Origin of the sequence: Peribacillus asahii (assembly GCF_003570725.1) — a bacterium.
Lineage (GTDB): Bacteria > Bacillota > Bacilli > Bacillales > DSM-1321 > Peribacillus > Peribacillus asahii.
On the sequence record NZ_QWVS01000021.1, the window covers coordinates 65,309 to 77,156 of the forward strand.

General features: G+C 36.3%; 11 protein-coding genes. 4 read left to right on the forward strand and 7 right to left on the reverse strand.

All coding sequences use genetic code 11. The features are described 5' to 3' along the window. Nucleotides 1-35: 35 nt before the first annotated feature. Nucleotides 36-1,241: an iron-containing alcohol dehydrogenase gene (locus tag D1953_RS12605; RefSeq protein WP_119117547.1), complete on the reverse strand. Its 1,206-nt coding sequence runs from the start codon at nucleotides 1,239-1,241 to the stop codon at nucleotides 36-38. A 402-nt stretch (nucleotides 1,242-1,643) separates the two neighbouring features. Here D1953_RS12605 and D1953_RS12610 point away from each other — a divergent pair, with 402 nt between their 5' ends. Beyond that, nucleotides 1,644-3,350 carry a sigma-54 interaction domain-containing protein gene (locus D1953_RS12610; protein ID WP_119117548.1) on the forward strand — a complete coding sequence of 569 codons (1,707 nt, stop codon included), beginning with the start codon at nucleotides 1,644-1,646 and terminating at the stop codon, nucleotides 3,348-3,350. A 44-nt stretch (nucleotides 3,351-3,394) separates the two neighbouring features. Then, entirely contained in the window at nucleotides 3,395-3,706 is a 312-nt protein-coding gene (locus D1953_RS12615; RefSeq protein ID WP_119117549.1) for a hypothetical protein, read from the forward strand. Nucleotides 3,707-4,292: 586 nt separating this feature from the next. Here D1953_RS12615 and D1953_RS12620 read toward each other — a convergent pair. The 5 genes from D1953_RS12620 to D1953_RS12640 all read right to left on the reverse strand — a co-directional run bounded on the left by D1953_RS12620 (nucleotide 4,293) and on the right by D1953_RS12640 (nucleotide 9,078). Continuing rightward, nucleotides 4,293-5,387, reverse strand: a complete 1,095-nt coding sequence (locus D1953_RS12620) for an acetyl-CoA C-acyltransferase (RefSeq protein ID WP_182480599.1) — start codon at nucleotides 5,385-5,387, stop codon at nucleotides 4,293-4,295. Continuing rightward, a complete protein-coding gene (locus D1953_RS12625; protein WP_119117551.1) occupies nucleotides 5,372-6,850 on the reverse strand; it encodes an AMP-binding protein in 1,479 nt (492 codons plus the stop codon). Before D1953_RS12625 ends, D1953_RS12620 begins: the two co-directional genes overlap by 16 nt. Nucleotides 6,851-6,868: 18 nt before the next feature. Beyond that, entirely contained in the window at nucleotides 6,869-7,426 is a 558-nt protein-coding gene (locus D1953_RS12630; RefSeq protein ID WP_119117552.1) for a biotin transporter BioY, read from the reverse strand. A gap of 142 nt (nucleotides 7,427-7,568) precedes the next feature. Then, the gene (ppnP, locus tag D1953_RS12635) at nucleotides 7,569-7,883 is read right to left on the reverse strand and encodes a pyrimidine/purine nucleoside phosphorylase (RefSeq protein WP_119117553.1); all 315 of its coding nucleotides are present in this window, start codon (nucleotides 7,881-7,883) and stop codon (nucleotides 7,569-7,571) included. A gap of 337 nt (nucleotides 7,884-8,220) precedes the next feature. After that, nucleotides 8,221-9,078 carry a LysR family transcriptional regulator gene (locus tag D1953_RS12640; RefSeq protein WP_119117554.1) on the reverse strand — a complete coding sequence of 286 codons (858 nt, stop codon included), beginning with the start codon at nucleotides 9,076-9,078 and terminating at the stop codon, nucleotides 8,221-8,223. A 122-nt stretch (nucleotides 9,079-9,200) separates the two neighbouring features. Here D1953_RS12640 and D1953_RS12645 point away from each other — a divergent pair, with 122 nt between their 5' ends. Beyond that, nucleotides 9,201-10,187 carry a DMT family transporter gene (locus tag D1953_RS12645; protein ID WP_119117555.1) on the forward strand — a complete coding sequence of 329 codons (987 nt, stop codon included), beginning with the start codon at nucleotides 9,201-9,203 and terminating at the stop codon, nucleotides 10,185-10,187. Nucleotides 10,188-10,400: 213 nt separating this feature from the next. On the opposite strand, the gene D1953_RS12650 is transcribed toward D1953_RS12645, so the two are convergent. Then, the gene (locus D1953_RS12650; protein ID WP_119117556.1) at nucleotides 10,401-10,970 is read right to left on the reverse strand and encodes an HPP family protein; all 570 of its coding nucleotides are present in this window, start codon (nucleotides 10,968-10,970) and stop codon (nucleotides 10,401-10,403) included. A gap of 210 nt (nucleotides 10,971-11,180) precedes the next feature. Between D1953_RS12650 and D1953_RS12655 the strand changes: the two genes are divergently transcribed. Next, entirely contained in the window at nucleotides 11,181-11,615 is a 435-nt protein-coding gene (locus tag D1953_RS12655) for a hypothetical protein (RefSeq protein ID WP_119117557.1), read from the forward strand. The last annotated feature ends 233 nt before the right edge of the window (nucleotides 11,616-11,848 follow it).

An 11,848-nucleotide genomic window follows, 5' to 3' on the forward strand; every position in this document is an offset into this window, starting at 1 on the left:
ATTAATTAAGCATTTACAAAATTGTTTGGAGTGACTTAGTCCTCTATAGATACCGTTTCGAAAGAAGTACTTCCAATCGATTTTTTATATAGAGAGATAATATCCCCTATAGTCGTCTTTCTTGGATTCACTGCAATGTTCCCGCTTTTCATTGCATCTTCTGCCATTGGTACAATATCAGATTCACGAATCTTGTATTCAGAAAAATCCTTTGGAATATGAATGTCATTTGATAATTGTTTGACGGCTTCAATCGCTTTATAGGCATTTGCCATAATCGATTGATTTGGATCTATATGCTCTCCCATCGCTTTTGCGATATCCAGGAATTTTTCCGGAGCAGCCGGTAAGTTAAATTCCATTATGTGAGGGAGTAATACTGAATTCGCCACCCCATGCGGCACATTATACATAGCGCTTAAAGGATGACTCATCGCGTGAACATTTCCAAGGCGTGTATTGTTAAAGGCGATACCTGCTATAAGGCTTCCATATAGCATCTTGCTTCTGGCAGAAATATTTTCCCCGTTAAAGACGGCTTGTCTTAAATTGGACGAAATAATACGAATCGCGTCTAATGCCAGCGTTTCGGTTAAAGCATGAGACATAGTAGATGTATAAGACTCAATAGCATGAACGAGTGCATCTAGTCCAGTAGCAGCTGTAAGCTTCGAAGGCAGTGTTATGGTTAATGAAGGATCTATGATTGCCCATTTAGGAGCAAGTTTGCTGCCTCCCACTGTCAGCTTATACTCTGTAACAGGATCAGTTATCACGGTAAAAACCGTCACTTCACTTCCGGTTCCAGCTGTTGTAGGGATAGCTAAAAGAGGGATTGGTTCATTTGAGAATCGATCAATTCCTTCGTAATCCGTAATGAGCCCCCCATTAGTAGCCAGCATCCCCAATGCTTTTGCTACATCAATAGGACTTCCACCTCCGAGTCCAATTAAGAGATCAGGTTGAAAGCTTCTCAGTACATGCATACCAGCTTCAATCGTGTCGGTGGTCGGGTTGGCTTCTACATTGGAAAACACATTACAAGTACATTGGACATTTGACTCTCGAATGACCTCTAGTACTTGATCCAAAATTTGAGCTTTTTCAATACCTTCATCGCAAACAATCATTACTCTTTTAAAACCTTCTCGATTAATAATTTCAGGAACATGCGATATAGCGCCTACTCCAAATAATAGGTCAGGCCCTAAATTAAATTGGTTTATTTTTTTCGTATACATATAAATTCCTCCTTTCTGTCCTCACTCTCATACTTTGCAAGTGCCGTGCCAATATTAATTTAATTCCTTAATAATTTCATAGCTATAAAGAGCAATGTCTCTAACGAATGTGAAAGTACCTATATTTTCCTTTCTTTACAAAAAGAACAAATCATATATAAGAGTAGTCGAAAAAATTTTAATTTCCATAAATCGTAATAAAATATATAATTTTACATAATATCCGATTTAAATATAGTGCATTTTTGCACAATAAGTGAGAAAAAACGCACAACTTGCGCAAAAATGCACAACTTTATGCGCGTACAACAATGTTTGGAAATAAGAATGTGTCAAAAATGGTGAGAACCAACATTGTTCTTTAACCAAACTAGTAGGCAAAAAAATTGGGGAGGTACCGAAATGACTTTAACCAAGAATACATATCGTCGAATTCTTCAGGATTCTCAATTATTAGATTTTATCGAGTGGACAGATAGGGCCTGTGCATTAGTTGATTTTGAAGGAAATATCATTAAATCAAATAAGTTGGCTGATGGGTTAATTACATCGGATATGATAAGATGTGTTGATATTAATAATTGGGTAAATAAGAATGATAAATTTCAAAGAGAAATCTTCCTCAATGGTGATTGTTATTCCTGTACTATAAAGCAGATTGTTTTAGAAATGTTTAAATTTTACCACGTAATTATAGAGCCCAAAAATGCAAACAGGGAAGTTCCCATTTTAAATGATGTAGTAGGTTACGTAATGGATTCTGCTCAAGAAGGAATTTATATTACCGATGGAGATGGTTACACATTAAAAATTAATGATACTTATTCATTATTAACAGGGATTTCAAAACAAGAGGTGGAAGGCAAGCATGTATCAGAGTTGGTTGTGCGTCGCTATTTTGATAATTCTGTCACAGCGAGAGTAATGAAATATCGCGAAAAAGTATCTATAATGCAAAAGATTAATAACGAAAGAAATATTTGGTTGGTCACTGGTATTCCGGTATTTGATAAATATCAAAATCTTATTTTAATTATCAATACAGTCTATGACATGACCCGATTGAACAAATTACAGCAGAGCCTAAAAAAACAGGCTATATCAATTAAACAACAAGAACAGGAAATACAAAAACTGAGATCGAAAATTAATGAAATTCCAGGCTTCATCGCTCAAAGTCCAGCTATGGATATTGCAGTAGATCGTATAAATCGGTTATCTAAAGTTGATACATCCGCATTGATTCTCGGAGAAACAGGAACGGGAAAGAATGTGATTGCTGAGAAAATCCATTCTCTCAGTGAAAGGAAAAACAAACCTTTTATCGAAGTAAACTGCGGAGCAATTCCGGAACAATTATTTGAATCTGAATTATTCGGATATAAAAAGGGAGCCTTTACAGGAGCCCTAGGAGAAGGAAAAAAAGGTTTAATAGAGGTAGCAGATGGCGGTACACTGTTTTTAGATGAAATTGGAGAATTACCTCTTAATCTTCAAGTGAAATTATTAACCGTTTTACAAAATAAACGTGTTCGCAGAGTTGGAGAGGTTACTGATAGAAGTGTGGATATTCGTATCATTGCTGCAACCAATAACCCCCCAGAAAAACTCATTCAGGAACAAAAACTTAGAGAAGATCTCTATTATCGTTTATCTGTCATCACTTTACATCTTCCCCCTCTTCGAGACCGAAAAGAGGATATTTATTTGTTAACCAAATACTTTCTTGATAAGTTTAATAAAAGACACCAAAGGGATTTAAAGTTTTCTAAAGGAGTATACTTTGCTTTCGAATTTTATCCATGGCCGGGAAATATTAGAGAACTAGAACATGTAGTGGAACAGTTGGTTGTACTAAACGACGGGCCAGTAGTAAGTGAATCTGATTTATCTGATTCATTTCAACAACTCCCTCATCCCGTCATAATGAATCCGGAAAATGAAACTCGTCCCTTAAAAGAAGTGATTAAAGAATTCGAAAGCAATTATATATTAGAATTGTGGAATAAATATAAAAATATATATGTCGTAGCCAAGAAACTCGGTCTCCATAGAACTACACTTTTACGTAAAGTGGAAAAATTAAATATTAAATTAACAAAAGATTAACTATTAATCTACCAAACGGATAAAACTTATTTTGGAAAGGTATTTTGCTTGTTGAACCTAAATCTAAGGAGAAGGGCTTAGAAAAGGCTTATCAGCAAGCAAAAGATTTTTTTCCCTGCTTAAAGGAGGGAGAACTGCCAAAATATATATTATTTCCCCCTTCAGAAATTTTTTCCTATCTGATTTGGATGAAGGTGGGAAAGACAATTTATATTAGGTCAATTCCCAAAAATATAGGGTTATTTGGTTTTATAGCGACTATCCAAAATAATTTAAATAAACTAGATACTCATAAATTGATTATTTTCATAGGGTTCTGGTACAAAAATCATTTGAAGGGAAGAAAAGATGAATAAAAAATCATTTTATGAATCTAAAGTTAAATTAATAGGTTTGGCTTCATTAACAATTGGAATCAAACCCTCTGAAATTACATAGGTTCCAAATAAACCACCTTTTCCTAAAAATAGGTAACAATATATAGTATTTTTAACAACCTTTCTTGTTTAACGCTTCTGCCACTTTTGTTAAATAAAAACAGCTTTTAAAAATTGAATATTTCTTAAGTTAAATATGTGCCAAATAGTAGTATCACTGCTAAAAATTCAACACCTGAAAAATTAGATGAAAGCTAGTACACTGTTCAAAGTGCTCCCTTATAACAAATTAATATTACCTGTATAACCTCAGAATCTGGCTTGAGGGTTTCTAAAGGCATCTTTATTATTTTTTCATTAATGTTGAACCTTTAAAAAGCGCAGGTCCAAAGTCGAACGCCTCGCCTATTATCCGTTTTCGTGAACTAATGTTTGAAAGGCGAATCACTTAGCTTGATTGAATACTTCTGTGAAACGAAAAAGAAGCCAATTTATCTCCCACTTCCCCTTCGCTCACTATGACTTGAAGATGGGAGTCTTCTTGGCTAAAAAGATAAAAGTCTTCTCATACTACCTTAAACAACACCGCCACTCCAACTCCTCCAGCGCTTCCAATTGCGGCTATTACATATTTCACATTCTTTCTCCTTTGAACTTCATAAAACAAGCGAGTGACCAGCATTGCGCCTGACGCTCCATACGGATGTCCAATCGTAATCGCTCCACCGCATACATTCAATTTATCATAAGGAATCGAAAGTTCTTGTGCACAAGCAACAATTTTGGAAGCAAATGCTTCATTGATTTCCACAAAATCAATATCTTCTATCGTTAAACTGTTTCTGTTCAACAACTCTTGAATGGCTGATACGGGAGCAATCCCTGGATAAAATGGATGCACGCCGGACACCTGACTATCAACAAAGCGCAATACAGGTTGGTAACCCAGCTGTTTCGCCAGCGTTTCTTCCATCACTAATGTCGCACAAGCTCCGTCATGAATCGCACAGCTATTAGCAGCGGTTACGGTCCCATTTTCTTTCACAAAAATCGGTCTTGCTCGTTTCAATAGCTTCTCCATTTTTCGTTCACGAAGCAATTCTTCGTCGTTGCTTTGTTCTCCAACTGTAAGAATTTCTTGCTCATACAGACCATTCGTATAAGCCTCTCGACTGCGCTGATAACTTAATAGCGCATACTCATCTTGCCGCTCTCGACTAATTTCATATTTCTTAGCAACATGTTCAGCGGCTACCCCCATGTCAGGATCACCAATGCGATTGGGAGAAAATCGAGCCCGCTGTTCATAAGGAGAGGTGCTTGTACTTTCTACACCACCGGCGATATAACATCGTCCTGCTCCTCCCTGCACAAAATAGCAAGCCATACGAATTGCTTCTAAACCCGCACTGCACTGGCGATCAAGTGTTAATCCTGTAATCGAGTAAGGCAAACCCGCTTCTAAAGCAGATAAACGAGCTACATTGCCGCCAGGACCTACGACATTGCCGAGTATTACTTCATCTATTTTCTCCTCGATACCACTTGCCAAATGTTGAAGAATTGGTGCCGCGAGCTCATGTGGCTGAAGTTCTCGCAGCATCCCGTTTTCTTTCCCAATCGGTGTTCGTTTCGCCTGAACAATCACTGCTTTTCTAATAATACACCCTCCTTTCTCTCAATCCATTCTTGAACTTGTGCGCGAGCAATTTTCCCGCTTACTGTCAGCGGCATTTCCTCAATAAAGAACCATTTACGCGGAACTTTATACGCAGCTAAATGCTGCTTACATAATCGTTTCAACTCCAGTTTCGGGGCCGCCCCTACGATGACCGCTGCGACCATTTGCCCCCAATAGGAATCAGCCATTCCAACAACAGCGACATATTCCACATCTCGATGCTGTGATAAAACGGCCTCTACCTCTTCAGGAAAAATATTAATGCCTCCGTATAAAATCATATTCTTCTCACGGCCTGCTATATACAGATACCCTTCTTCATCGATATAGCCCATATCATCTACCGTAACCCAGCCTTCTGCATCATGAATAGAACGAATAGTACGATTCTGCGGATGTAGATAACCGATAAATACCATATCACTTCTAATATAGATTTTACCTATTTCATTCGTTTCCGCTACATCACCGTTTGATGTACGAATTTGAATCTCTACATTATGAAATGGTTTACCGACAGAATTAGGCTTCAATTGATTTTCTCTATGAGATAAGAACGTCACAAAGCTCAGCTCACTTGCTCCATAAAACTCATACATTGACACATCGCGAAACACCTCTGGGATTCTTCGTTTAGAATCCGGTTCCCACTTTGCACCTGAAGAAATAATTTTCACAGGACGCTCAATGACCTCTTCTTCTCTGAGCAGCGCTTCAATCATTGTTGGCACAAAATACACAATGGAAATAGGCTCATTCTCTAAAATTGATAAAGTTTGAGATACAGAGAATTTTTCTAATACATACACCGTACCACCTAAATATAACGTACTAATTGCTCCATATAGAAAATGCGAATGAATCAGGGCACCTGGAATCAGGACATGATCATTCGCATCGATATGAAAATCGTATAGATTGCATTCGAAACTCGCAATCCACGATTGGTGGGAGCGAATAAATGCTTTAGGTTCTCCCGTTGATCCTGAAGTAAAGCCTAAATAAAAGGGAATATCCCCACTACCTGCTTGACCAACTCTATCAATCTCACTCACTTTCTCTAAGCAAGAAGGCTCCCACACTTGGATATTAGGATGGAGGTGCTTCACACGTTCATATAACTCTTTTGTCGTGAGTAAAACAAAAGGAGACGAAAGAGCCAGACGCTTTTGAATTTCCTCCTCCCGCCATTTTATATCAAAAGGAACAGCGATCCATCCTGCCGCCGCTGCTCCTGCAAAAAGCTGTAAAAATGGAATCCCATTTGGCATTAAAATCCCAACTGTTTGATTAGAAGTATTGAATACGTTAAACCAAGAAGCTGTTTTCTCTACCCTCTCATACCAATCTCTATAACAGAGCGATTCATCCATTACTTGAATCGCCACTTTATTCGGAAAATTCCCTGCATGTGTTCTATATGTAGCAGTAATTCTATGCATACTATACTCCTTCCCAAATCAAGCAGCAGATTTAGATACCATTCGATTAAAAGCAGGATTTTTCCGTAATTTGTAAACTACAAACGAGGCCAATAGGGCTTTCAGAATATCGCCAGGTAAATAAACTGTACTCATTTTGATTACATCAACAATATCAAGATTCATTACAAATGCTTGAGTTGGAATCCCAAATATATAAAGCAGGAAAATACCTACCGTAAGATTCGTAGCTAAAATATGTTTTAACGATAATGTACGAACACGAGATAATATATAACCAATACAAAAAGCAACAATTGGATATGAAAATAAATACCCTGCGCTCGGTCCTACAAAAACTCCTAATCCACCGCGACCGCCTGATAAAAGAGGCATACCCGCTGCAACAATTAATAAAAATACAATTTGACTCAACGCACCGAGCCTAGCTCCTAATATTCCTCCTGCTAAAATGACACCTAATGTTTGAAGTGTAATTGGAACGGGCGTAAATGTTAACATAATCGGTGGAATAAGCCCTAATACTCCCATCACCGCTGCAAATAAAGCCACGTATGTTATGTCTTTAATCTTCATGATAATCCCCCAAATGATATATTGTTAATAACATCATTGTACAGGTTTACATTTAAATATGTCAACATAATAAAAAAGTAGTTTACAATAGCAAAAAACACCAAAGCCTCAGATGAACTGAAACTTTGGTGTTCTAGAAATCTTACTCCTTAATATACGAACAGCAATAATCCGTCACTGTATGTACTTTCAATTGGAACTTGTCCTGAGCTGGAACGTAAAAAACACCGCTTCCTTCGATTGTTTGCCAACCTTCTCCTGTCAACTTATATTCTAAATGGCCAGCCAAGATTTCCATTTCTTCCTTTAAATCTGTTGAAAATTCATACTCCCCTGGAAGCATAATTCCTAATGTTTTTTTCGTACCGTCAGACAAGATAACTGCACGACTTGTTACTTTCCCATCAAAATACACATTCGCTTCTTTAATTAATGTTACATTTTCTAACTGAGACATGTTGTTCATCCTTTCATGTTATTTTTTTAATGTAGCACAGAATAGGATTGAACAAAACAAAAATATTTAAATATTCAATAAATTTATACTTTAAATGTTCACAGAGTTACAAGCAAACAAAGCTGAATATGTCATTCAAAACGTAGTTACGCATGAAGATATTATCCCAAGTAATGGTCCAGATGGGGAAAAAGTCTCGTTGACGCATTACGCTAAACATGAAAAGGATGCCCGAAACATATACACTATCAGGCATCCTCTTTTTTAAAATGAAGAATCAGTCCACATTCACCTCATAATCCTATCGATTCATTATTAACTCTATTATTCCCGCTCGCTAGCAATTCCTTTTTTCTAGAATAATATTTAATAACTGTTTGACCGAGTTCGTCATGTATGTGTCTTTTTTTCGGATAAACAAAGTAACAATCGTTTGAAATTCTTCTGGAATCTGATGACAATATAAATTCTTATAATCTGAGAGCTGTTCAATGTATGACTTCGGAACAGCCGTAATACCTAAACCTAATGTAACGCTTTTAATAATCATATCCAGCGTACTAAATTCTATAACTCTCCTTGGAGAAACTCCTTCTGCTTTCAACCAATTTTCTAATTTTAGCCGATATCCACACCCTTTATTTAATACTAATAAAGTTTGATTAACAAGCTGAGTTTTCTCAAATTGAGGACTATTCGTAACCAAAGTCAATTCTTCTTCAAATACTGGATACTGCTCCAATAAATGATGTTGGATAGGTCCCGTAATAAAAGCTCCCTCTAATTGATAATGAAGGACTTCTGTTAAAAGCTCTTCTGTCACACCTGCTTTTAATGATAAATCGACATTCGGAAACTTCGTAAAATAACTAGATAAAATATAAGGAAGCTGACTAACGATTTCTACAGTACCGATTGTAAGAGTTCCACTAGGATTCTCTGAATCTAGAAATAAATTCTTTATTTCTGCCCACTCTGTTAAAACTTTCTGGGAATGTGTTAATAGTCTTTTCCCTTCTGCCGTTAAAACCATCCCTTTTTTATGGCGATGAAATAATTTTGTTCCTAATTCTTTTTCTAACATTTGAATTCTAGCCGTCACATTTGACTGTACATAATTCAGATTCACAGCTGCTTTACTGATGCTATTATGCTCAGCTACAGCTTGAAAGATCTGCAAATCTCGGATTTCCATATATACACCTTCTAACTATCATTTTTAATGATGGTTTTAATCTTTTTTAATCATTTTACATAATAGTATACCTCCAATAAGATGTGTTAGACAGCTATTATTAATTAGGAAGGAGTGGCAAGATGAAAAGTAACACACAACTGGCGGGCATTATTCTCTGTTTAATTGCCAGTATATCTTGGGGAGCGATGTTTCCAGTAGCGGATCATGCATTAACATACATAGACCCTTTATTTTTCACGTTAATTCGATATGGTTCCGTTACACTTTTGTTAGTCATTATTTTATTCATCAAGGAAGGAAAAACAGCGTTTCGATTTGAAGGGAAGTTTTTCACACTCTTAATATTTGGTGTAGCAGGTTTTACTGTATACAATATTCTTATTTTCCTAGGACAACATATGATGGGGCGTTCAGGCGTAGTCGTCGCATCTATTATGGAATCAATAATGCCGATGCTATCCATTTTAATCATTTGGATGTATAAAAAAGTGAAACCCGAAAACTATCAGTTTATCACAATTTCCTGCGCATTCATTGGCGCCTTTATTGTCGTGACAAACGGAAGCGCTGATTTTGCCTCTATCTTAACAACGAATCTATTCCCAATTTTATTCATGCTTATTGCAGTCATTGGTTGGTGTATTTATTCTATGGGAGGCGAATCAGTTAAAGACTGGTCTACCTTACGATATTCTACTTTAACATGTTTACTAGGAACGATTACGACAGGCCTGATTACTTTGGTTGCAACGGCCTTTCATATTATAGATGTTCCCAGCCTAGAGGTCATCTACCAAGTGCGTTATGACATGACTTTTATGATTCTTTTTCCAGGTTTAATCGCTTTATTAGCTTGGAATAAAGGAATCAAAATTCTCTCTCCTGTTAGCGGCATCTTATTTATAAACTTTGTACCAGTAACTACTCTGGTCGTCGTTATGTTACAAGGTCATCCTATTAGCTTATATGAAGTATTCGGTACAGCACTTGTTATTTATGCATTAACACAAAACAATCTTTATCAACGCAAGCAGCAGAACAAAACGATTAAACAAATGAGTTTGGATCATTCAAGATATTATGAAAAGAGAAGCAAGATTCATTAAACATAGAAATGAATGTATAAATTGTTCTCAGAAACAATTAGATATATATGGTAAAATCTGAATAGAAACGAATTTATTAAATTTTAAATTAGATTGATAAACATTATTGTAAACAAAATAATGTTGGCTCATTTTAGCGAAATCCACGTTTCACACAAAATGAGCCAACATTAAATAGAATTAATATAGCTTTTTTATTAAACTATCACTCTTCTATAACCAGTGCTGTGGATATTGTCTTTTTTGAAAGATATTATTATAGAAGGTAGAAACCGCTACTAACAGTAACGCTCCAATCATAACCACAAGCAGAAAACCCCAACCTAATTCAAAGTTAACAGCCACAAGAGCACTAGCTGCTGCTGGAGGATGGAACGTATCGGTAATAAGCATAATCATGAGCACAATTACGACCACAAGTCCTATTGTAAATAAACTGTGCCCTATTATACTCCATACAGTAAGCGCCGCCGTAGTAGAGAAAAAGTGGCCTCCAATTACTTGTCGCGGCTGCGACAACGGACCTTTATGCATTAAAAACACAAGTACACAGCTTGCGCCAAGCGGAGCGAGCGCCATTGGATACCCAAAAAAAATGGCAATAAAACCGATTGCAATCATGGCAATAAACCCACCTATAACAGAAACAAGCGAATCTATGTAATCAATTTTGACCTGCCTTTTTGAGTCACCTTTCATTTTCTTAAAGTATGTTGTCAAAACTTCAGCAAAGATATTACCACTTTTCTCCAAATCCCTTTCAATACTTTTTTCGAAACGCATTTATCCTCCCCCGCACTTTCTAACAAATCAATCGAAAATTCCCTATTATTTTACTTTTACTATTATCTTACATGAAAAATCAACATATTTAAATATCAATTTGCGATTAAACTAATGAAAGCCTATAGATATGTTATGAGTTAAATCGACATGGTTAACCTATAAGTCGAATGGATAAAATAGGTATGTATTAAAAATAGGAGGAATAATATGAAGACATTTCGTTATTTTTTAGGTGCATCGACCATTATTATGATGATGGTAGCAGGTTGTAGTTCGAATGAAAGTGGAGACCGAACCAGAGAACATTCACAGGAGGAGGCAGTAGAAACCCATAAAAACATATCTACTGACCTGAATGATGGTATTGAAAAAGTCTTAACTGCTTTAGAAGAGTTACAACAATCAACCACTAATAAAAAGAACATTCAAAGCTCAGCTGAAAATCTTGATGAATATTGGGATGTTATCGAAAAACAAGTAGAAGAACAATATCCGAAAGATTATGTAGATATCGAAAAGAGTCTCTACCCACTCCTTTATGAAGCAAAAAAAGAGCAACAAGATATCCCTAAAATCCAGCAGCTGATTGAAGAAACAAAAAACAAAATAACTACATTCCAACATAAAATAACCGCTTCTTAAAAGGATGACTGAAAAGGCCGTTAAAAACGGCTTTTTCAGTCATCCTCTTTTTTTAATAATATATAATCGAATAGGCTTTCAATTAATGTAGTTATTCCTCTGCTCCTGTAATACATAAGGACATGAGCATGAACTTGATCTCTAAATTCAAAAAAAATAACCCCTACTGGGATTATGTTTATCCATTTCTCACTTTTATAAAAAATGGCTCCGCAGGTAGGATTCGAACCTAC

Coding starts and splice junctions, on each gene's coding strand:
- D1953_RS12605 (WP_119117547.1), bottom strand. CDS start 1,241: ATGTATACGAAAAAAATAAACCAATTTAATTTAGGGCCTGACCTATTA.
- D1953_RS12610 (WP_119117548.1), top strand. CDS start 1,644: ATGACTTTAACCAAGAATACATATCGTCGAATTCTTCAGGATTCTCAA.
- D1953_RS12625 (WP_119117551.1), bottom strand. CDS start 6,850: ATGCATAGAATTACTGCTACATATAGAACACATGCAGGGAATTTTCCG.
- D1953_RS12630 (WP_119117552.1), bottom strand. CDS start 7,426: ATGAAGATTAAAGACATAACATACGTGGCTTTATTTGCAGCGGTGATG.
- ppnP (WP_119117553.1), bottom strand. CDS start 7,883: ATGTCTCAGTTAGAAAATGTAACATTAATTAAAGAAGCGAATGTGTAT.
- D1953_RS12640 (WP_119117554.1), bottom strand. CDS start 9,078: ATGGAAATCCGAGATTTGCAGATCTTTCAAGCTGTAGCTGAGCATAAT.
- D1953_RS12645 (WP_119117555.1), top strand. CDS start 9,201: ATGAAAAGTAACACACAACTGGCGGGCATTATTCTCTGTTTAATTGCC.
- D1953_RS12650 (WP_119117556.1), bottom strand. CDS start 10,970: ATGCGTTTCGAAAAAAGTATTGAAAGGGATTTGGAGAAAAGTGGTAAT.
- D1953_RS12655 (WP_119117557.1), top strand. CDS start 11,181: ATGAAGACATTTCGTTATTTTTTAGGTGCATCGACCATTATTATGATG.